At 70.4% G+C, this 20,728-nt stretch carries 17 protein-coding genes; 9 read left to right on the forward strand and 8 right to left on the reverse strand.

Annotated features, from left to right (window positions below; translation table 11 throughout):
* Nucleotides 1-208: 208 nt before the first annotated feature.
* The 3 genes from IEY73_RS02050 to IEY73_RS02060 all read right to left on the reverse strand — a co-directional run bounded on the left by IEY73_RS02050 (nucleotide 209) and on the right by IEY73_RS02060 (nucleotide 4,800).
* Complete coding sequence (locus tag IEY73_RS02050) at nucleotides 209-2,368, reverse strand: transglycosylase domain-containing protein (RefSeq protein ID WP_189077279.1); 2,160 nt, start codon at nucleotides 2,366-2,368, stop codon at nucleotides 209-211.
* Nucleotides 2,365-4,182, reverse strand: coding sequence for a phosphatidylglycerol lysyltransferase domain-containing protein (locus IEY73_RS02055; protein WP_189077280.1), 1,818 nt, complete (start codon nucleotides 4,180-4,182; stop codon nucleotides 2,365-2,367). The genes IEY73_RS02050 and IEY73_RS02055 overlap by 4 nt, the downstream gene beginning before the upstream one ends.
* Nucleotides 4,183-4,311: 129 nt before the next feature.
* On the reverse strand, nucleotides 4,312-4,800 hold the full coding sequence (locus tag IEY73_RS02060; RefSeq protein WP_229715368.1) for a DUF6069 family protein: 489 nt from the start codon (nucleotides 4,798-4,800) through the stop codon (nucleotides 4,312-4,314).
* Between the two features lie 164 nt (nucleotides 4,801-4,964).
* On the opposite strand from IEY73_RS02060, the gene IEY73_RS02065 reads away from it, so the two are divergent.
* Nucleotides 4,965-5,696, forward strand: a complete 732-nt coding sequence (locus IEY73_RS02065; RefSeq protein WP_189077281.1) for a SigB/SigF/SigG family RNA polymerase sigma factor — start codon at nucleotides 4,965-4,967, stop codon at nucleotides 5,694-5,696.
* A 42-nt stretch (nucleotides 5,697-5,738) separates the two neighbouring features.
* On the opposite strand, the gene IEY73_RS02070 is transcribed toward IEY73_RS02065, so the two are convergent.
* Nucleotides 5,739-7,085: a sensor histidine kinase gene (locus IEY73_RS02070; RefSeq protein WP_189077282.1), complete on the reverse strand. Its 1,347-nt coding sequence runs from the start codon at nucleotides 7,083-7,085 to the stop codon at nucleotides 5,739-5,741.
* Between the two features lie 59 nt (nucleotides 7,086-7,144).
* On the opposite strand from IEY73_RS02070, the gene IEY73_RS02075 reads away from it, so the two are divergent.
* From IEY73_RS02075 to IEY73_RS02090, 4 genes are all read left to right on the forward strand, one after another.
* Nucleotides 7,145-7,639, forward strand: coding sequence for a hypothetical protein (locus IEY73_RS02075; RefSeq protein WP_189077283.1), 495 nt, complete (start codon nucleotides 7,145-7,147; stop codon nucleotides 7,637-7,639).
* Nucleotides 7,636-8,310, forward strand: a complete 675-nt coding sequence (locus tag IEY73_RS02080) for a response regulator transcription factor (protein WP_189077284.1) — start codon at nucleotides 7,636-7,638, stop codon at nucleotides 8,308-8,310. Before IEY73_RS02075 ends, IEY73_RS02080 begins: the two co-directional genes overlap by 4 nt.
* Before the next feature lie 73 nt (nucleotides 8,311-8,383).
* Entirely contained in the window at nucleotides 8,384-9,325 is a 942-nt protein-coding gene (locus IEY73_RS02085) for an AraC family transcriptional regulator (RefSeq protein ID WP_229715370.1), read from the forward strand.
* 87 nt (nucleotides 9,326-9,412) lie between these two features.
* Nucleotides 9,413-10,492: an aldo/keto reductase gene (locus IEY73_RS02090; RefSeq protein WP_189077792.1), complete on the forward strand. Its 1,080-nt coding sequence runs from the start codon at nucleotides 9,413-9,415 to the stop codon at nucleotides 10,490-10,492.
* Between the two features lie 35 nt (nucleotides 10,493-10,527).
* On the opposite strand, the gene IEY73_RS02095 is transcribed toward IEY73_RS02090, so the two are convergent.
* Nucleotides 10,528-13,530 carry a discoidin domain-containing protein gene (locus IEY73_RS02095; protein ID WP_229715372.1) on the reverse strand — a complete coding sequence of 1,001 codons (3,003 nt, stop codon included), beginning with the start codon at nucleotides 13,528-13,530 and terminating at the stop codon, nucleotides 10,528-10,530.
* A gap of 244 nt (nucleotides 13,531-13,774) precedes the next feature.
* Between IEY73_RS02095 and IEY73_RS02100 the strand changes: the two genes are divergently transcribed.
* The gene (locus IEY73_RS02100) at nucleotides 13,775-14,284 is read left to right on the forward strand and encodes a lytic transglycosylase domain-containing protein (RefSeq protein WP_189077793.1); all 510 of its coding nucleotides are present in this window, start codon (nucleotides 13,775-13,777) and stop codon (nucleotides 14,282-14,284) included.
* A gap of 33 nt (nucleotides 14,285-14,317) precedes the next feature.
* On the opposite strand, the gene IEY73_RS02105 is transcribed toward IEY73_RS02100, so the two are convergent.
* Together IEY73_RS02105 and IEY73_RS02110 are read right to left on the reverse strand one after the other, a co-directional pair.
* The gene (locus tag IEY73_RS02105) at nucleotides 14,318-14,986 is read right to left on the reverse strand and encodes a response regulator (protein ID WP_189077286.1); all 669 of its coding nucleotides are present in this window, start codon (nucleotides 14,984-14,986) and stop codon (nucleotides 14,318-14,320) included.
* Nucleotides 14,983-16,119 carry a sensor histidine kinase gene (locus tag IEY73_RS02110; protein WP_229715374.1) on the reverse strand — a complete coding sequence of 379 codons (1,137 nt, stop codon included), beginning with the start codon at nucleotides 16,117-16,119 and terminating at the stop codon, nucleotides 14,983-14,985. Before IEY73_RS02110 ends, IEY73_RS02105 begins: the two co-directional genes overlap by 4 nt.
* Before the next feature lie 132 nt (nucleotides 16,120-16,251).
* Between IEY73_RS02110 and IEY73_RS02115 the strand changes: the two genes are divergently transcribed.
* The gene (locus IEY73_RS02115) at nucleotides 16,252-16,938 is read left to right on the forward strand and encodes a DUF2306 domain-containing protein (RefSeq protein ID WP_229715376.1); all 687 of its coding nucleotides are present in this window, start codon (nucleotides 16,252-16,254) and stop codon (nucleotides 16,936-16,938) included.
* A 23-nt stretch (nucleotides 16,939-16,961) separates the two neighbouring features.
* Nucleotides 16,962-18,548, forward strand: a complete 1,587-nt coding sequence (locus tag IEY73_RS02120) for a flavin monoamine oxidase family protein (protein ID WP_189077288.1) — start codon at nucleotides 16,962-16,964, stop codon at nucleotides 18,546-18,548.
* Here IEY73_RS02120 and IEY73_RS02125 read toward each other — a convergent pair.
* Entirely contained in the window at nucleotides 18,502-19,200 is a 699-nt protein-coding gene (locus tag IEY73_RS02125; RefSeq protein ID WP_189077289.1) for a haloacid dehalogenase type II, read from the reverse strand. The two genes, IEY73_RS02120 and IEY73_RS02125, sit on opposite strands and share 47 nt — an antisense overlap.
* Before the next feature lie 131 nt (nucleotides 19,201-19,331).
* Between IEY73_RS02125 and IEY73_RS02130 the strand changes: the two genes are divergently transcribed.
* Nucleotides 19,332-20,681: a glycoside hydrolase family 16 protein gene (locus tag IEY73_RS02130; RefSeq protein WP_189077290.1), complete on the forward strand. Its 1,350-nt coding sequence runs from the start codon at nucleotides 19,332-19,334 to the stop codon at nucleotides 20,679-20,681.
* Nucleotides 20,682-20,728 lie beyond the last annotated feature (47 nt).

Below are 20,728 nucleotides of genomic sequence, written 5' to 3' on the forward strand. Positions count from 1 at the left end.
CCGAAGTTCGGCCGCCACGTGATCGTCGACGGCCCGGACGTACGTCTCGAAGGTGCCCTGTGGGAGTGATCAGCGGGAGGCGCTCGGCGTCGACGACCGGCCGTTCGTCGTGCGGCCGGGCGCGGCACCACGCCGCGGTTTCACCTGTCCCGCAACGCCGGTCCCGCCGGCCGGGCAATGACCGGCCGGCGGTGAACGACTGATCAAGTCAGCCCGAGCCCGCGGTCGCCGGGGCGTCGTCCGGCGTGCGGAATTGCACGCTGGGCCGACCGCGCATGTAGTCCGCGACGGTGTTCCACACGGCGGGATTGACGGTGGTGTGACTCATGTGCTGGGTGGTCTGCGGCCAGTCGGGGTCGGCCAGGTAGCCGGCGACCACGAATGAGGTGGTGCCCAGGATCAGAGCCGCGGTCCGCTGGCCGTCGGTGGTGCCGGTCTTGCCGAAGACGGGGTGCCCGACGACGCGGTGCGCCTGCGGTGCGGTGCCCGGACCGCCGCAACTGCCCAGTTGCGCGGTGTCGCCGACCGGGCAGCGCGCGGCGTCGAGGGCGGCGCGTGCCACCTCCGGCGTGGTGGCCTGGTGACAGTCCGGGCTGCCGACGTCGAGGGGCTGTCCGGTGGACGTCTCGATTCGTGACACCGGTGTCGGGGCACAGTACGTGCCGTCGGCGGCCAGGGTGGCGTACGCGTCGGCGAGATCCAGCGGCGTGGATTCGGATACACCGAGGGTGAAGGCGCCCCACTGGGCAGCAGCCCGCGGGTTGTCGGCGATCGCGGCGTCGCCGGGCGCCCGGAAGTGGATGCCGAAGCGTTCGGCCACGTCCACGGCGTGCTGGGCGCCGACCCGTTCCTCCAGGGGCACGAAGTAGGTGTTGACCGAGTGGCCGAACGCGGACCACATGGTGTACGTGCCGGCTTCGCTCTCGCCGGCGTTGCCCGGGCAGTAGAAGCGTGTGCCGGGGCAGGCGGCCGGGCTTGACGGGTCGATGACGTAATGCGTGTGCGCTCGTGTTCCGGCGTCGATCGTGGTGCTCAGCGGCAGACCGTGTTCCAAGGCGGCGACGAGCGTGAACAGTTTGAACGTGGATCCGGCTTGGTAACCGTCGATGCCACCGCCGCCGGTGATGATCGGGTTCACCGTGTCGGGATGAGTGCCGCGTACACCCCGGGCCCGTTCGGCCGGATCGGAGGACAGACCGTTCGTGGGGTGATCGGGGTCGTCCACCGCGTATCGGCGGTTGGCCGCGAGGGCGAGGACGTGCCCCGTGCCGGGCTGCACGGCGGCGAGCATCAGGGCGTCCCTGTTGCGGTCGGAGATCTGCTGCCCGATGTTGCGGTACGCGGAGGCGGTCGCCGCGAGATCCATGGTGGTGGTGATCCGGTAGCCGCCATCGAGGAGCCGTTGCTCCCGGTCGTAGGCGGTCGCGCCGAAGGCCGGCTGGCTCAGCCACCACCGATAGAAGTAGTCGCAGAAGAAGCCCCATTCGTGCGACGTCACCGCCAGGCAGCCGTTTCCGGCCGGCGCGATGTGGCGCGGTATCGGTTCGGCGAGCGCCGTGGCGGCCTGCGCCCGGCTGATCGCGCCGGTCTTCACCATCGCGTCGATGACGTACGTGCGCCGCTGCACCGCCTGCGGGTATCCGGTCGCGGTGGCCGGATTGAAACCGGTGGGCGCCTTCACCATCCCGGCCAGCAGGGCCGCCTCACCGACGGTGAGATCCTTCGGGCTCGTATGGAAGTAGATCTCGCTGGCCGCGTCCACGCCGTACGCATTGTTGCCGAACGGAGCCAAGTTGAGGTAGCGGTCCAAGATCTCACCCTTGCTCAGCCGCTTCTCAACCTCCAGGGCGTACCTCATCTCGCTGATCTTGCGCGAGAGCGTGTCCTGGGTGGCGTCCAGGACCTGCTGCGGTGTGGTCGCCGCTCCCACCCGGACCATGCGCACGTATTGCATCGTCAAGGTCGAGGCACCCTGCAGCTCCGTGCCGCTGCGATCGTCCACGAACGCGCGGATGACACCGCGCGGATCGACCCCGTCATGGTGGTAGAAGTCCCGGTCCTCGGCGGCGATGATGGCGTCTTGCATGTTCGCGGAGATGCCGGACAGTGGCACATCGACGCGATATTCGTGGTAGAAGGTCGCGACCTGGGTGACGCCGTCGGCGGCGAATATCCGGCTGGCTTGCGGGGGGCTGAAATTCACGAAGTAGCCGGGCAAGCTGTCGGCCGCCGTTCCGTACAGGGCCGGCACGGCTGCGAACGGAAGCAGGCTCACGGCGGTCACCACACCGACCAGGCCACCGCACAGGAGAAGAGAGATGGCCTTGTGGTACGCGCTGCGGCCGTTCCCGAGCCTGGGGGAGCTCACCGGCTCACCGTGCCCCGCACCATCGGCAGGGTGCCGTCGGCATGAGCCGCTGACCTCCGCGCGCTGACGGGGCCGGTGGCGGTGAGCGCTCGCATGTGTGCGTCCGGACGCTCCCGGCCGGTGGGCAGGAACGCCTCGGCGGTCAGCGCGGCGAAGGCGATCCGCGGGAGGTCACGGGCGGTGGGAAAGCACAGATAGCGCGGCTGCCACGAGGGCTGATACCTGGCATTGGCGCGATACAGCGACTCGATCTGCCAGAGCTTCGAGCCGATCATCAGCAGCCGGTGCCATAGCCGCAGGACCGGACCCGCTCCCAGCTCCTCCGCGCGGGCGAATACCGAGCGCATGACGGCGAAGTTGAGCGACAACCGGCGGACGCCGAGCGACGGAGCGGCCTCGATGGCCGTCACGATCATCAGGTCGGTCAGGCCGTTGGTGGCTCCGCGGTCGCCGCGCATCAGGTCCAGGGAGAGACCGTCGTCACCCCACGGCACGAACTGCAGCACGCCGCGCATCCGCCGGTGGCGGTCGTGGGCGAGGACCAGCAGACAGTCGCCGTCCCGGCGGTCGCCGAGCCGCGACAGCGCCATCGAGAAGCCCCGCTCCACCCGGCCGTTGCGGAAGGCGTCGGCGGCGTGCACCACGGCTGCCAGGTCGTCGAGTGCCAGGTCCCGCTGCCGGACGGTGGTGCAGGTGTACCCGGCGCGCCCGGCCCGGTTGACCGCCTGCCGGACGGCGCGCATCGGCCGTCCGTGCCGGGTGAAGGCGGTCGTGTCCACGACGGCCTCGTCACCGAGCTCGATCACGTCGAGGCCGCTGCGCCGATAGGCGGTAGCCCCGGCCCGGCCGCAACCCAGGACCGCGGGTGTCCAGCCGTGCGCCGCGCAATCGACGAGCCACGCGCCGATCGCGTCCGGCCATGCCGCTTCGACGCCGATCGGGTCACCGGCGGCCAGGCTGACGCCGTGCACCACCCGATAGGCGATCACTGCCTTGCCCGAGGGCGCCCAGATCAGCGCCTTGTCGGCGCGCAGCGCGAAGTAGCCCAGCGAGTCGTTGCCGCCGTACTGATCGAGCAGGCCACGCAGTCGCCGTTCGTCGGCGTCGCTGCGCAGCGCTTGGTGGCCGGCGGACTGCAGCAGCAGAACGGCGGCGGTCACCACGGAGAGGAGACCGAATGTCCCGGTGGTGACGGTCACCGCCTCGCCGGGAAGCGGATGGTCGAATCGCAGGGGACCGGTGACGCCCAGCAGACCGAGCGCTGACTCCCGGACCCAGAGCGTGATGCCGGGCGCGCCGACGAGCCGATGCGAGTGGACGGCGATCTCGATCAGCCCGAGCGCGAAGCCGGTGGCGGCGAACCCGGTGAGGGCGGCCAGCGCGCGCCAGCGTCCGCGCGGGTCGGCGACGGCGTGGAACCTGCCCCGGACGAGGATCAGCAACACCATCAGGCCGGCCGACACCGCCGCCGCGTCGACGTCCAGGCCCTTCAGAACGTGCAGCACGACGCCGGTTCCGGCCAGCGCGACGGCGAGCTGCCACGCCTGGTGTTTGCCGCGGCGTAAACCGGCGCCGAGATAGATGAGCAGGGCACCGACGGCCGCGGTGGCGGCGCGCGCCGACAGGATGTCGGCGGCGGGAACGAACTCGAGCAGGGCCGTCATCCGGCCGTGCCGGGGCGGAACGACGGCGCTGAGGATGTTGAACGCCCCGGCGATCTGCACCAGCCGGGCGACAGCCGTGCGGGACAGCGGTGGCCGTGATGCCCAGGTGCCCCCACCACGTTCCGGCGAGGTCGGTGCGTGTGCCGTCATGTCTGGCCCTCAGGTGTGTGACCGAGGTCGTGGCCGTGGAGACGCAGACCTGGGCCGGATCGCTTCCCTTGTGCGCTGAACCTAGGACGGCGTCGATGAGAGAACGATGAGACGGGACCGGGGAGGTTTCTACGACCGGGCGGCGCTCGCGGCGGCACCGGTGATCAACGTGCCGATCGCCAGCCCGACCACCAGGTGGATGACGGCGACGATCAACGCCACCGCCAGCGAGCCTCCCGCCAGGAACGGCATGAACACCGCTGCGGCGGTGAACAGGCCAACGATCCATCCGAAGTACGTCAGGGGTCGTGGCGTGGACAACCACAGCAGATGGACCAGTCCGGTGGCGGCGAGCGCCGCGACTGCGGCGCCCACGCACAGCCGGACCGCGTCGGCGTCGGCGAACATCCGCACGTCGTCCGGAGCGTGTAGGGCAACCCCGAACAGCGCCCGGCCGGCCAGGACACCCACGAAGCCGGCCAGCGCGGCGACCGCCGCGGTCGCCAGCCCCGCCGACCACAGCCGTCCCGCGTTCAGCGAGGGCGGCCGGCGCCGGTCGCCGTTGCCGGACTCATGCTGGGCGGAGGGCGAACCTCCCGGATATTCGATGGTGGTCATGGCGGCCTCCTCAGGGGAGCACTTCCACTCCCATCGTGGCTCGGGCGGCGGCTGAACGACAACGCTTCATCGCGGGGTGGGGACCGGCACCGCCGGCCTCTCACCGTTCTCTCATCCCGGCGGCTGCACATTGTCCTGACGCGACCGTGAGCTGGGAGGTTCCGATGACCGTCACCCTTCGAACGGATGCCGGCGGAGACCGCGACCTCCGATCGTTGCTCTTCGCACAGCATGTCCAGCTCGCCCAGCACCTGGCCCGCCGGTTCGCCGGTCGCGGTGAGCCTCTCGAAGACCTCACTCAAGTAGCGATGATCGGGCTGCTCAAGGCCGCGGACCGCTTCGACGAGAGCCGCGGCGTGGCCTTCACCAGCTATGCGACACCGACCATCCTCGGTGAGCTCAAGCGTCACTTCCGCGATACCACCTGGGCGGTGCGGGTCAGCCGCGCGCTGAAGGAACTGGCCATCCGGGTGCCGCGGGCCACCGAGGACCTGACTCATGCCCTGCGGCGCACGCCGACGAGGGCGGAGATCGCCGGGTACATGGGCGTGTCAACCGGTGAGGTCTACGCCGCACAACGCTGTGGAAGCGCCTACCGCCTCCAGTCACTCGACCAACCGATATCGCAGGCCGGCGAATCGCCCTTCGGCGTCCTGCTCGGGGCCAGCGACCGCGGCTACGCCGCCGTCGAAGCTCGGGAGACGCTGCGTGACGTCGTCACCGCGCTTCCCGAGCGGGACCGGCGCCTTCTTCATCTGCGCTACGTCGAGGGCCGGACCCAGACCGAAATGGCCGCCGAGCTCGGCGTGTCCCAGATGCAGATCTCGCGGTTGCTGGCGCAGATCATGAACAGGATGCGGTCCGCCATCGAGCCTGGCGACGAACCACGGCGCTGACATCCGGTCGGCGCCGTCTCACGCTGCTCTGATGAACTCCGGTCACGAGGTCAGCGGGAGCCGGACGGTGACGACCGCGCCGCCCAGCGGCGGGCCGTTGCGCAACCGCGCGGTGCCACCGTGCGCGGTCGCCACGGCGCGGACGATGGACAGGCCCAGGCCCGCGCCCGTGGCCGCGGTGCGCGATGCGTCTCCGCGGACGAAGCGTCCGAAGGCGGAGTCCAGCAGCGCCGGCGGGAAGCCCGGCCCGTCGTCGGCCCAGTCGATGCGGGCCTGCTGCTCATCAATGCGCACCGTGACCCGTGCCGACGTCGCGCCCGCCGCGGCGCTGTTGGCGGCCAGATTGGCCAGGACCTGCCGGAGTCGTTCGGCTTCGGCCTCGACGACGACCGGTTCACCGCCGACGTCGATCGTCAGTCCGGTAACCCGTCCCAGGGCGTCCGCGTCGGCCTGGACCAGGTCGGTCAGATCGACCGGTTCACGGTGAATGACGAGCGATCCGATGCGTTCGCGTGCGAGCAGGAGCAGATCCTCGGCGAGGTGGCCCAACCGGACCGCCTGGCCCTGCGCGGCCAGCAGCGACTGCCGTACTTCCTGCGGGTCGTCGACCGCGGCCAGCGCCAGGTCGATCTCGCCGCGGAGTATCGCGACGGGCGTGCGAAGCTCGTGGCTGGCGTCGTCGACGAAGGCCCGTTCCCGGTCGAAGGCGGTCGCCAGCCGGGACAGCATGGCGCCGAGGGTGGCCGCGAGGCGGGCGATCTCGTCGTGGCCCGGCACCACCGGCAACCGGCGATCGGAATCGAGCGTCGAGATGGCGGCAGCCTCCCGCGTCAGCATGTCGACGGGCCGCAGCGCGGCGCGCAGCAGCATCCAGCCGAGCATCACCAGCACGGCGATCAGCGCGGGGCAGGCCACCGCGAGAACGGCCAGTTGGCGTGTGCCCGCTCGTTCGATGGCCTCCGAGGGCAGGGCGACGGTCAGGATCTGCCCGGTGTGGCCGACCGGCCGGGACAGCAGCCGCACCCGCAACGGGGCGTCGGCGGCACCCAACGGAAGCGTGCTGCTCACCGCGGTGAGGTGGTGGACGGCCCGCACCTGGGCCGGGGTCAGCAGCACCCGCCCGGCGATCGCGACGGAGGTGGCGACCGGGGTGCCGTCGGCGGCGTACAACTGCGCCATCGGGTCACCGGCGACGGCGGTCAGGTCGTGTGCCCGCACGCTGGCCGCGAGGTCGGCGCTGCGCCCCGACAGGTCCGCATCGACGGCACGGTCGAGTTGCCGGTCCAGGGCGAGATAGAGCAGGAACAACGCCAGCAGCAACACCGCCGAGGTGCCCGCGCCGAATACCAGAGCCAGCCGGGCGCGCAGCGAAGTGGGAATCAGCCGCACCGCTTCTCCTCCGCCGGATTTTCACCATCCTCTCATGCGGGACGCTCAAGAATCCCCGCATGACCTCCCGGGACCAGCCCGGCCCTGCAGACCGTGGACAGCCGTGCACCGGCGGACGGCGCGGCTGGGACCAGCACCCTGGGGTGCGCACCGGCCGCCGGTTGCGCCCGGCTGAACACCTCGCCGACGTAGCCAGCCGGGCAGCCGGACCATGGACTTGCCTGACCGCGATGGCCGGCGTGGTCGTGGCCGGTGTGGTCGAGGTGGTGCCGTCCGACCGCAACGACGCCGCTCTGGCGGGTCTCGCGGTCGGTCTGTCCGCGTTCGCTCTGATCGGGACGGCACTCGTGCTGCTTGCCGCCCGCCGAGCCGAGCGCATCGCCATCGAGCTGGCCCTCTACCACCTCGATCAGGGCCGGCGCGCGGCCGCCGTCGCCGAGGACCTCCGCGACGAGATGGAGCGGCTGCACACCGACCTCGCCCGGATCGCCGCGCACGCCGACATCGCGGGCCAGCCGGGTCGGCGCTCGAACGGCCCTATGCTGGGCAGGTGAGGGTCTTGATCGTCGAGGACGATCCGGCGATGGCGGCCATGCTGCGCCGTGGTCTGCAGCGCGCGGGCTACGCCGTGGACAGCGTCGGCGCCGGCACCGACGCGGTCTGGGCCATCGTGGAGACCGATTTTGACGTCGTCGTGCTCGACGCGATGATCCCCGCCCCGGACGGATTCGAGGTCTGCCGCCAGATCCGCGAGAAGGACCGCTGGACCCCTGTGCTGATGCTCACCGCGCGTGACGGCACCCACGACAAGGTCCGTGGCCTCGATGCGGGCGCGGACGACTATCTCACCAAGCCGTTCGCTCTCGACGAGCTCCTGGCCAGGGTCCGCGCGCTGATCCGCCGCGAGCCGACGCGCCGTCCGACCGAGCTGCGCGTGGGTGACCTGGTGCTGGATCCCGCCGGCCGAACGGTGCGGCGCGGGGACACCCGGATCGCGTTGTCGGCCAAAGAGTTCGCACTCCTGCAGGAGCTGATGAGGCGGGCGGGGGAGACGCTGACCCGGACGCATCTGATCGAGCACGTCTGGGACTTCGCGTACGACGGCGGCTCGAACGTCGTGGACGTCTACGTGCGCTACCTGCGCGCCAAGGTGGACCGTCCGTTCGGCCGCGACACGATCCGCACGATGCGCGGGGCCGGCTACCGGCTCGATCCCGACGCCTGAGCGGACCGCGCCGGTCCCGGCACCATATACCGATATGGTGTAGGTATTGATGGGAAGGGTTTAAGGTCGGCTGGTGACGACGGGCGGGCGCCGTGCTCCGGGCACGCTGGGGCGAAACATCCTGCTCGAAGAACTACGGGCATTGATTTCTCACCACGCCGGCCGCGTCGCCGGCCGGCGGGACGGCGTCCAGTTCGCGGTCGTGAGCGCCCCCACCGCCCCAACCTCCTCGATTGCCAGTCCGACTTTGGCCGTTGTCGCGCAAGGAACCAAGCGGCTCGTCGTCGGCGATTCCGTCCATGACTACGGCGCGGGCGACTATGCCGTGGTCACCGTGGACTTGCCGGTGACCGGCTTCTTCTCGCAGGCGAGCCGTGAGCGGCCCTTCCTGGGCGTGGGAATCATGCTGCGTCCGGATGTCGTGGCTGCACTGCTGCTCGACTCGCAGCGGCGCGTCAGGAATACCCGGGCGCCGGCGGGAATCGGTGTCGCTGCCGCATCCGATGCGATGCTCGACGCGACCGTACGCCGGCTTCGCCTGCTTGGATCGGGCGACGATGAAGACATCCTGGCTCCCCTTGTCGAACGCGAGATCATGTGGAGATTGCTGACCGGAGCGCATGGCGAAACCGTGCGCCAGATCGGCCTGTCGGACAGCAGCCTCACGCACATCGGCCGGACGATCAGTTGGATCCGGGAGAACTTTGCGACACCGTTCCGGGTCGAGGATCTGGCGGAACGCGCATCGCTGAGCGTTTCGGCGTACCACCGCCAGTTCCGTGCGGTGACGAGCATGAGCCCCATCCAGTTCCAGAAGAAGGTGCGTCTGCAGCAAGCACGCCTCTTGCTGGTGAGCCGTCGTGCGACCGTTCTCGGCGCGAGCTCTGCCGTCGGCTATGACAGCCCGTCTCAGTTCAACCGCGAGTATCGACGCGAGTTCGGCCGGCCCCCGGGACAGGACTCCGCGATCCTGCGCTCGGCTCCCGCTGAGGCGCACGGCGCCGGACTGCCGTGAGCGTCTGGCGGCAAGTCGAGAGGAATGTGCACGGTACGGGCAGCATCGGGCTGGGCCCGCGCGAGCACGGGTTGCTGGAATGGTGTCATGCCATTGGACTCCTACGTCACCCTCGGTCGTTCCGGCCTGCGCGTGTCTCCCTTTGCCCTCGGCGCGATGACGTTCGGCGAGCATGAAGGCGGCATCGGCACGAGCTCCGAGGAATCGATCTCGATCCTTGAGACCTATCTGGATCGCGGCGGCAACTTCATCGACACCGCGAACTTCTACACCAACGGCCACTCCGAAGCGATCCTCGGCGACTTCTTCGCCTCGAAACCGGGGCAGCGCGACCGGGTGGTGCTCGCCACCAAGTTCTTCACCAACCTGCACCTCGGCGATCCGAACGCGGGCGGTGCCGGGCGCAAGGCGATCCTCGGGCAGGTCGACGGATCGCTGCGCCGCCTGAAGACCGATTACCTCGACGTGTACTACCTGCACAACTACGACCGGAACACGCCGATCGAGGAGACCATGACCGTTCTCGACGGTCTGGTCGGCGCGGGCAAGATCCGCTATGTCGCCTTCTCCAACATCCCGGCTTGGGTCACCGCGCAGGCCCAGACCATGGCGCTGCTGCGCGCCTGGGAGCCGATCATCGCACTCCAGGTTGAGTATTCACTGCTTGCCCGCACGGTCGAGGGTGAACTCGCGCCGCTCGCGCTGGATGCCGGCATGGGCATCGTGCCGTGGGGCCCGCTCAAGAACGGCTTCCTCTCCGGCAAGTACACCCGCGACGGCATCACCGACGAGTCGAAACGCGCGGGGATGGCGGGCCAGCCTTCCGAGCAGCAGTTCACCGTGATCGACGAGGTCGGCCGGATCGCCCGGGAACTGGGCAGCACACACGCCGCCGTCTCGCTCGCCTGGCTGCGCCGTCAGCCGGGTGTCGTCTCACCGATCATCGGTGCCCGCAGGCTCGCGCACCTCGAGTCCAACCTCGCGGCTCTTGACGTGGAGCTGTCGGCCGACCAGCTTGCTCGCCTCGACGCCGCGTCGACGCCGCGGCTGAACTATCCGTACGACCTCAATGAGATGGTCGGCGCGATGCTTCAGTTCGGCGGCACGACCATTGACGGCGTCGTCGGCGCTGTCTACCCACCGCTCGCGGCGGACCGGATCGTGTGAGGCCGGCGGCGGAGGGGGAGACGTCCGAGGCCCGGTCAGCGACCGGTCACCGCGATCTCCACCAGCTCCGGACGTCCGTAGTGCCAGCCCGGCACGGTGACGGCGACGTATCGTGCGGTCGTCGGCGCGCCGGCCGGCGTGTAGGTCGCCCCATCCACGGAGATCTCGACGACCGCGTGCGGGCGGGCGTGGCCGGTCCACGTCAGCTCGACCGTCTGCACGGTGCGGGCCGCGCCGAGGTCGACGACCATCCGCCCGTTCGGGCCGGGGCGCCACGCGGTGCGCGGGTTGCCGTCCACGGCGCGGGACGGTTCACCCATGCCCGCGGGCAGTGGCGAGGTAGGGAAGGTGGTGCGCCCGCGGGCCAGGTCCGCGGTCGGGGTGACCGGACCCTCGACCGGCACGGCATAGGTTCTGCTTGCCCTGGCGGGCAACCGCACCCGCAGCCGCCGTCGGCCTGCCGCGAGGCGTACGTCGACGGCTTTCCGCTCCGGCGCGGTGACCGTGACGTGGTGTGAGTCGGAGACGGCGAACCTGGTGCCGGCGGGGGCACGGCCGGTCACCGTGAAACGGGTGGGCTCGACGGCGCCGCCGCCCGCGGGCACCGACACGGTCACGTCCAGGCCACCGTCCGCGCGGACCACCGACACTCCGCGATACAAGCGGTTGCCGCGGGCAAGCGTGAGCACGACGTCGTCCAGGGCGGTGGGGGAGAGGTTGAGCAGGGTCAGGAACCCGTCGGCGTCGCTGAGCCGCAGCGCCGCCGGGCCACCGGTGGGCATTCGCCGGCGCGCCGCGGCGGCCAGATCGGTGTCGGTGCGGGCGTACCCCTCGATGAGGGCCGCGGGCGGCACGGTGACGGTCGTCGCCGCCGCGGTGATCGGGCCGTCGGCGTCGTGCGCGACGAGACCGGCGCGGCCGTCGATGTCGGCCCACGTTCCCAGCGCCGCGGTGGCCGGTGCGCTCGCCGCGGTGGTCCAGGAGGTGCCGTCGGTCGAGGTCTGCACGGTGTACGACGTGGCGTACGCGGCCTCCCAGCGCAACCGGACGCCGGTCAGCTCGACGGTGGCGCCGAGGTCCACGGCGAGCCAACTGTCGGCGCGGTCGCGTTCGGCGCGGGCGACTGCCCATCGGGTGCCCGCGTTCCCGTCGACGGCGTTGACGGCCGGGTAGCTCGAGTCGGCCGACGATGCGGTGACCGCGCCGCCGAGCGCCCGGTTCACGCCCGCGGTGTCGAGGGCCTCGAATTCGAACAGCGAATAGCCGTACTGGTTGGCGGCCGAACGGCCGAGGAAGCGTACGTGCCGGGCGGACCGGGCGGCGAACGTGATCTCGTCGGTGCCGCCGTCGCCGAGCCCCGACGGTGATGTCACGGCGCCGTTCGCGCCGGTGAAGGTGCGGCTGCCGTCGAGACCCGGCATGCCGGGCATGGACAGGTTGAACAAGGTCAGTGCGGAGGGGCCCGGCCCGGCGTACACGACGGTTCCGGTGGGAAGCGTGGCGTAGCCGGCCCATCCGGCGGCGGTCTGCAGCACCGTGGCGGTGGCGTCGACGCCGTCGCGGGTGGCGGTGTACGCGGCCGTCCACTGCCGGACGGGCGCCGACGTCTGGGCCGGCAGGAAGGCCGGCGACCGGGTGTCGATCAGCCAGTTGTCGTGGCCGGGCTGCCACAGGAAGTTCACGAATCCGGGCTTCGTGACCGCCGCCGCAAAACCGGCGGTGCTCTGCTGCACCGTCATGCCGACCGCTGCGCCGAAGTCGCGAGCGCCCGCTGCCGCAGCGAAGAACTCGCTGGCCGGCACCGGGCGCACCGGCCTCCCGCGCCACCGGTGGAACAGATAGGCGATGGCCAGTTCGGCGCGTGCCTCCGGCTCGTACTTCTCCTCCCCGCTGAACTTCGTCAGCCGGTTCTCGGGGGCGTACTTCAGGTAGGGCATGAGCCGGGCGGCCAGGTCGGCCTCGGCGCGGGCGGCGTGCCGGTCGCCCTGCACCTGGGCCAGGAAGGCCAGCGGCAGCACGTCGCGCCCGTAGAGGTGATAACGGTCGGCCACCATCGGCATCACGGGTTCGCCCGCGTCACTGGCGAGCAGGCGCAGCGTTGCCCACAACTCCCGCCCGTTCGGCTGACGGGTGAGCACCTGCGGCAGCGCTCGGCCGGCGGCGAGGAAATGCGCGGCGGCCCGTCCGGCGGTACGCCACAGCTCGGCCTGGTAGTGCGGGTTGGCCGACTCGTGGTTCTCCACCACGAAGGTGTCGTGCAGGTTGTGCGCGACGTTCCGGGAGCTGACCGCGCGACCGTCCACGATCGCCGGGTTGGCCCGGTCGGCCGCGGGCAGGCCGCTCGCGTTGGACGCCCAGAAGTCGAACCGTTCCCGCCAGCGTGCCGCTTCGGCGTCGCCGTCCGGGGCCCAGGCGAGGCCGGGCGCGATCGCCTGCGCGTAGACGCCCATCTCCTCCAGTTTGGTGTCGCCCCGGTACCCGCCGGTGCTGCCGTTCGGAGTCCAGCCGCCGCTGAGCGGGTCGTCACCGGTGCCCAGACCGTACGCGTAGGCCGCCTGTCCCCGGGTGATCGCCTCGACGTGTGCCCGGGTCGTATCGTCCAGCTCGGACCACAGCAGCCGGGCGGCGAGCACCATGTACAGCTCGAAGGTCGAGTCCCAGAACAGGCGCTGACCCCACTCGGAGCCGCCGGCGAGGCGGTTGGTGGCCGCGAAGCGGCTGATCGTGGCGAGCGTCTGCCGCCGCAACGTGGCCGCGTCGACACCGGCCAGTTCGGCGTCGTACCCGTCGGTGGTGAGCAGAACGGCGTTGCCCAGCACGGCAGCGAACCGGAAATCGGCGGCGCGGTAGGCGCCGATCGCCGGATCCCACTGCTCCCGCACCCACCGGGTGTGCACCAGCAGCAGGCGGTGATAGTCGTCGGCGACCGCATCCGCGACGCGGGCCGCGGCGGGCGTGGGCAGCGTCGCGGCCCCACCTGCGGCACCGGCCAGAGCAAGGAGAGCGCGACGGGTGACCATGATGGCACTCTTCAGCACGGCATTGGTGATCGTCAACCGATGCCGCCCGTGTGCGGCCGGCGGCGGCGCCCAACACCAAACGCTCCATGGAGAAGGTCATAGATCGTCGTCGACGCATTGTAAGCAATGCATTACATAAAGATTGTTTATGACATTTACGTGTCACTATGATGTGTTTGCGCTTATCTTGCCGTGGGTCGGGCAGCAAGGGACGACACGACCGAAAGGAGGGCAACCGATGCCCCATACCATCGGCAAAGCGATGGCTACCGCCATCGCCGCGTGCGGGCTGACAGCGGCCGCGGCGGCACCGGCGTGGGCCGGCTCCCCGGATGTCCGCAACGTTCCACAGCAGTACGAAGGCTTGATCAGGCAAGCTGCGGTCACCTGTGACGCGGTCAACGGCCCGCTGCTGGCAGCCCAGATCGAGCAGGAGTCCGAATGGGACCCCAACGCCGTCTCCTCCATCGGCGCGCAGGGAATAGCTCAATTCCTACCCGGAACGTGGGACGCGTACGGCGTCGACGCCAACGGTGACGGCACGGCCAGCCCGTTCGACCCGGCCGACGCGATCATTACTCAGGGCATCTACATGTGTGACCTGGTCAGCCAGGTGTCGACGGTTCCGGCCGACCCGACCACGGCTCTGCTGTGGGCATACAACGCGGGACCCCAGGCGACACGGGACGCCAACGGCCAGCCTCCGACCGCGGAGGCAGAGCAGTACGCCAACCGCATCATCAACGAGCTGATTCCCAAGTACACGCCGTAAATGGCGATGGAAGCCGCCGGCGCGCCACCGTGATCAGTTTCGGTGGCCCCTGGCCACGCGGTCGGTCCGGTACGCCCACATGGCCATCTCCACCCGGTTACGCACGCCGAGCTTGGCCAGCAGGCTGCCGATGTGTGTCTTGACGGTGCTGAGGCTGATGAACAGGTCGGCGGCGATCTCCGTGTTCGTACGGCCGTTCGCCACCGCCAGCAGGACTTCCTCCTCCCGGTCGGTGAGCGGGTCGGCCGGTGCGTGCGGCACGGGACGGGGACCGGCCCCGGCGAAGGTCTTGAGCAGCCGCATGGTGACGCTCGGCGCGATCAGCGCGTCCCCCTCGGCGGCGGCATGCACGGCCTGACTGAGCAGCGCCGGACCGGCGTCCTTGAGCAGGAACCCCCGGGCCCCGGCGCGTAACGCCGCGTAGACGTACTCGTCGAGGTCGAAGGTGGTGATGACGACGACCGCAAGGGGGTCGGTGACCGTGGGTCCGGCCAGCCGACGGGTGGCCTCGATGCCGTCCAGGCCGGGCATGCGGATGTCGAGCAGGCACACGTCCGGGCGCAGCCGCCGGGCCAGCTCGATCGCCCGGTTGCCGTTCGCGGCCTCGGCCACCACCTCGATGCCCGGCTGGGTGGTGAGGATCATCGTCAGGCCGGTGCGGACGATCTCCTGGTCGTCGGCGACGAGCACGCGGATGCTCATGCCGGCGTGGACGCGGCGGCGCCGGCGCGCGGGATCGCCGCGGTCACGGTCCAGCCCCTGTCCGGGGCCGGTCCGGCCTCGCAGGTGCCGCCGAGCAGGCCGACCCGTTCGGCCATCCCGGCCAGACCGTAGCCGCCGGACGATGCGGCGCCGGCGCCGCCGGTGTCGCCGTCGTCGCTGACCCGCAGACGTACGGATCGGTCATCGGCTGCGACGCGGACCTCGATGCGGGTGGCGTGCCTGGCGTGTCGCCGGGCGTTGGTCACCGACTCCTGAGCGAGCCGGTAGACCGCGGTGCCGATCGTCGACGGGATGTCGTCGAGGTCGCCGGCCAGGTGCACCTCGACCACCGGACCGGGCGCGGACCGGCTCGCCAGCGCGGGGATGTCGGCGATGCCGGGGCTGGGCGCGAGATCGGCCTCCTGCGCCCGGCGCAGGGCGCGGACCAGGGTGCGCATGTCGGTGAGGGCGCGCGTCGCCTCGGCCTCGATCACGTGCAGCGCGTCGACGGCGACGTCGACGCGCCGCGTGCTCTGGGCGAGCGCGATACCGGCTTGGGCGCGGATCGCCATGGCGGAGACGTGGTGGGCCGTGGTGTCGTGCAGGTCGCGGGCCAGCCGCTCGCGCTCCAGCAGCCTGGCCCGATCCAGTTCGCGGGCCCGCAGCCGGGCTCGGTACCGGTACGCGCTGGCGAGCGCAAAGGCCGCGAACATCACCACGAAGCCGGGTAGCGCCTCCGCCGCGCTGAGATAGCCGAAGGCCGCGTGCAGACAGATCTTGAGCAGCACGACGACGGCCCCGATCACCGCCTCGCGGCCGGATCCCCAGCGGAACAACGCGTACGGAAGAATCAGCAGATAGGCCATGGTGGTCAGTCGGGGCTCGTAGCCGATGACCAGCGGTTCGACCGCGGTGGCCAGGAAGGCGATGGCGACCATCGGCAGTGGCCGGGTCCGGCGCCACAGCAGGGTGGGCAGCAGCGCGAGCGCGAGGACCACCTCGACGGGCGCGTCGCGCAGATCCGTGCGCAGCACGCCCTCCAGGACCGCCGCCGGAGCCAGGACACCGACGAGAGCCCAGTCCCGCCAGACCCGAGCCGGCGCACCGGGCGGACGAGGCTCGTCCCACAGCACACTGTCATGCTACGGAGCTGACGCGACCGGCGGATTGGCCCAAAGGACCGTCGTCATCCCCGACTATCGGTCGATGCGGGTCCGTCCCACAGTCCGATGAGTACGCCCCGGGGCAGCCTGCACCATCGGTGTGTGACGACGAAGGCAAAGAACCGCGACGGTCTCATCCTGGCCGGGCTGCTCACGCTCAGCCTCGTCCCGGCGGTGGCAGGCAGCCTCCGGCTGACCGAGTTCTCGGGCGGCCCCGCGGTCCTGTCCGATCACGACCGGCTCGCCTCGGAGGCCGTGGTGGTGGCCGTGCACATCGTGAGCGCTGTCGTGTTCAGCGTGGCTGGTGCCTTCCAATTCGCGCCGGGGTTGCGCCGCCGGCACCGGGCCCGGCATCGGCGGGCCGGGCGGGTGGTGGCCCCGGCGGGCGTCATCACCGCGCTGTCCGGGATGTGGCTGGCGTTCACGCCCGCGGCGATCACCGGCGGCGCGCTGGCGGCGATCCGCCTCGTGGTGGGGGCGGCCATGACGGTGTTCCTCGTCCTGGGCGTGGTGGCGATCCGGCGGCGGGACTTCGTCCACCACCGGGCCTGGATGATCCGCGGCTACGCGCTCGGCGTGGGCGCGGGCACGCAGTTGTTCACCCACGTGGCGTGGCTGCTCGCCGTCGGCCCGGTCACCCCGTCGACAAGAACGCTCACCATGGCCGCCGCCTGGGCGATCAACGTGGCAACCGCCGAATGGATCATTCGGCGCGCGCCCGGCGGGGCGGGCCGGCAACACGCGATGCCGACGAAACGGCCACGCAACATTCGACAAGCATCGATGTAATCGAGTGCCCGGAGACTGCGATGATGCGTGATGGAGCAGTCACCCGGCGGCGTTTCCTCCAGTCCGTGGGCGTCAGCGGCGGCGCCGGGGCCCTGTTCGCCACGATGGGGGCGCTCGGGTTGGCCCCCGCGCACGCCACCGCCCCCGATTTTCGTGCACCACGACGGTCGGACTTTCACCTGACCGGCCGCGGCGCCCGCCGGGTGGTGATCCTCGGTGGCGGCATCGCCGGACTGGCCGCCGCCTACGAGCTGGGCAAGGCGGGATACGACTGCACGGTGCTGGAGGCCCGGGACGTGGCCGGCGGCCGCAACTTCACGGTGCGCGGCGGCACCGTGCAGACCGACCTCGACGGTCACACCCAGCGGGCGTCGTTCGCTCCCGGCACCTACCTCAACGCCGGGCCGGCCCGGATCGCACAGTGGATGGTCACCCTCGACTACTGCCGTGAGCTGGGCGTGCCGATTCAGCCGTTCGTCAACGCGAACGCCGACGCGCTGATCTACAACGAGGCCAACGGCGCGCCGGTGCGCTACCGCACGGCGAAGGCCGACGTCTACGGGTACGTGTCCGAGTTGCTGGCCAAGGCCACCGACCAGGGCGCGCTCGACGACCGGTTGACCGGCGAGGACAAGAGCCGCCTGCTGTCCTTCATGGAGAGCTTCGGTGCCATCGGTTCGGCGCACGAATACACCGGCAGCACCCGCCGCGGATTCCTCTCGTATCCCGGTGCGGGTGAGGACGCGGGCACACCGCTGCCCGGACCGCCCACGCTGTCCGAGGTCTTCGCCAGCAACGTCGGCCGCTACTTCAGCTTCGAGTTCGGCTACGACCAGGCGATGATGATGTTCCAGCCGGTCGGTGGCATGGACCGGATCGCCGCCGCACTGGCCGCGGCGATCGGCGGGCACCGGGTGCGCCTCGGCGCCGTCGTGCAGCAGGTGACCGGTCGCTCCGGCGACGTCACGGTGACCTACCGTCGGGGCGGGCGGGTGCACGCGCTGACCGCGGACTTCTGCATCGCCGCGCTGCCGCCGCACCTGATGGCCCGGATCCCGCACAACCTCGGCGCGGAGGTGACCGCCGCACTCGGCTCGTTCCCGGTCACCGCGTCGGGCAAGCTCGGCCTGGAATACCGCAGCCGCTGGTGGGAGACCGACCTGAGGATCTACGGGGGCATCACCGAGACCGACCTGGACGTGACCCACATCTGGTACCCCTCCTACGATTTCCACGCCCGGCGCGGGGTGGTCGTCGGGTACTACAACACCGGTGCGGCGGCCGTGGCCTACGGCGCACTGACGCCGTCCGAGCGGATCACGCGGGCGGTCGCTCAGGGCGTGAAGATTCACGGTGAGAAGTACCGCTCCGAGCTCGCCTCGGGGTTTTCGATGGCGTGGCACCGCACGCCTTATCTCGAAGGCGCCTGGACGTCACCACCGTGGGACAGCGCCGCCTACCGGCTGTTGCTGCAACCGGCTGGCCGGGTCTACTTCGCAGGGGATTGGCTCAGCCACGAGGTCGCCTGGCAACACGGCGCGTTCGTCTCGGCCCGTGCCGTGGTCACCGCCTTGCATCGGCGCGTGCTCTCGGCCGGTCAACCTCGATGATGCGCTCCACGGTCGCGGCGAGGTCGGGTGCGACGATGTCCGGCTGAGCACCGATCGGGCTGGCGGTCACACCGGGACGCCGGACCAGGGCCGCCCGGCATCCGGCGGCGAGGGCTCCGGAAACGTCCCAGGAATGCGCCGCCACGAGCCTGACCTCGGCGATCGGAACTCCGAAATGCTCCGCGACCGACCGGTACGGCTGGGGCTCCGGTTTGAGGTGCCGGACCGCGTCGGCGGAGAGGACCGCATCGAAGAGAGCGCGTAGCCCGGCGTGCTCAAGCTGGGCCTCGGCCACGGCACCAACGGAGTTCGTGAGGGCGACCATGAGCAGCGACGTGCCCCGGAGCCGGGTGAGAGCGGCGGGTACCTCCGGATGTGGGGACAGGGCGCTCATCCCGCCGACGATCCGGTCGGCCTCGTCGTCCGTCAGCGCCGTGCCGGTTCGCTCGGCGAGCATCCGCAGGGCGGCGTGCTGCGCGGTGGTGAAGTCGACGTAGTCACCGACGAGACCGCCGACGAAGGACAGTTGCAGCATCTGGGCGAACCACAGCGGGCGAAGTGCGGCATCGCCGAAGACCTCCGTGAAGGGCCCGTCCAAGCCTCGCAGATCGAGCAGGGTCTCGTTCACGTCGAAGGCGATCACTTTGGCCATGGTGGGCTCGCAGTTCCTGACGTCGCGGCATGCGTGTGTGTAGGGCGCGTGTAGGACCGTCGCATAGCGTCCGGTCGGCGCCAAGGAAGATCCGGATCGACGAGACGACCAACCGTGGAAGGAGTCCTGCCTTGAGTATTCCACGATGGCGGACGAACATCGCACTCGGCGCGGCGCTGGTGTTGAGTGCCACCGCCGGCCTCACTCTCGGGGGCAACACCTCCGCCTCCGCAGAGCAGGCCGACGTCACCATCACCGCGACGCCCATCGAGTCGAATCGGGTGCGGGTCGATTGGACGACGACGCGGACGGACATCACCGGCTGGAATGTCGGCCGGGACGGTTACGACGACCGGGGGACTCCTGCCTGGTCCACTGACAAGGCGGCGGGGGACCGTAGTCATACGTTCAATTCGCTGGTCGTCGGGACGACGTACACCTTCACCCTGATTCCGAAGACCGCGTCGGGGGATCTTCCGGCGGTCACCGCGACGGCGACCGCCGGCGGCGGCGACGGAACTCCACCGCCGTCGTCGGGTGAGGTCACCATCACCGCGACGCCCATCGAGTCGAATCGGGTGCGGGTCGATTGGACGACGACGCGGACGGACATCACCGGCTGGAATGTCGGCCGGGACGGTTACGACGACCGGGGGACTCCTGCCTGGTCCACTGACAAGGCGGCGGGGGACCGTAGTCATACGTTCAATTCGCTGGTCGTCGGGACGACGTACACCTTCACCCTGATTCCGAAGACCGCGTCGGGGGATCTTCCGGCGGTCACCGCGACGGCGACCGCCGGCGGCGGCGACGGAACTCCACCGCCGTCGTCGGGTGACACCGCACAGGCCACGCAGAACTGGGGGGCGCCGGTCTGGAGCGACGATTTCAACGGCACCGCTCCGAGCTCGGCGTGGGGACTCTACGACGATCCGGGCAACCAGCATGGCGTCCGGAAGCCGGAGAACTGCCAGGTGTCCAACGGAACCTTGAAGCTGGTCTCCGAAACCAATCGCGACACCTGCGGCATGTCGCACGAGCGGGACCAGACTCACGGGCGCTGGGAGGCCCGGGTCAAGTCCACGGGTACCGGCTGGAAGAGCCTGTTCATCATCTGGCCCTACATCAATGAGGGCTGGCCCCGATACGGTGAATACGACTGGCGGGAACACACCGCGGGCTCGTCCTGCTACACCGGCTTCCTGCACTATCCCAGCGTCGACAACAGGCAGGAAGGGCTGCCGGACAAGTGCCCGTCCGGCGGCACCTCGCAGTGGCACAACGTGGCATTCGAGTGGTCGTCGACCAGGATGGCCGGCTGGGTCGACGGGGTTCTCTGGTACCAGTTCAACTGCGCCTCGTATGGGAACCTCTGCGATATGCCCGCCGGTCACCTGACCATCCAGAACGACGACCACGGCGACGCTGCCGGGCACAGCGCCGTCACCGAGGTCGATTGGGTGCGCGGCTGGGACCTGTAGCCCGACCGCGAGCCTTCGCAACGGAGCTGCCCCTCCACCCCCGATGG

This window comes from Mangrovihabitans endophyticus (assembly GCF_014646155.1).
Classification (GTDB): Bacteria; Actinomycetota; Actinomycetes; order Mycobacteriales; family Micromonosporaceae; genus Actinoplanes; species Actinoplanes endophyticus.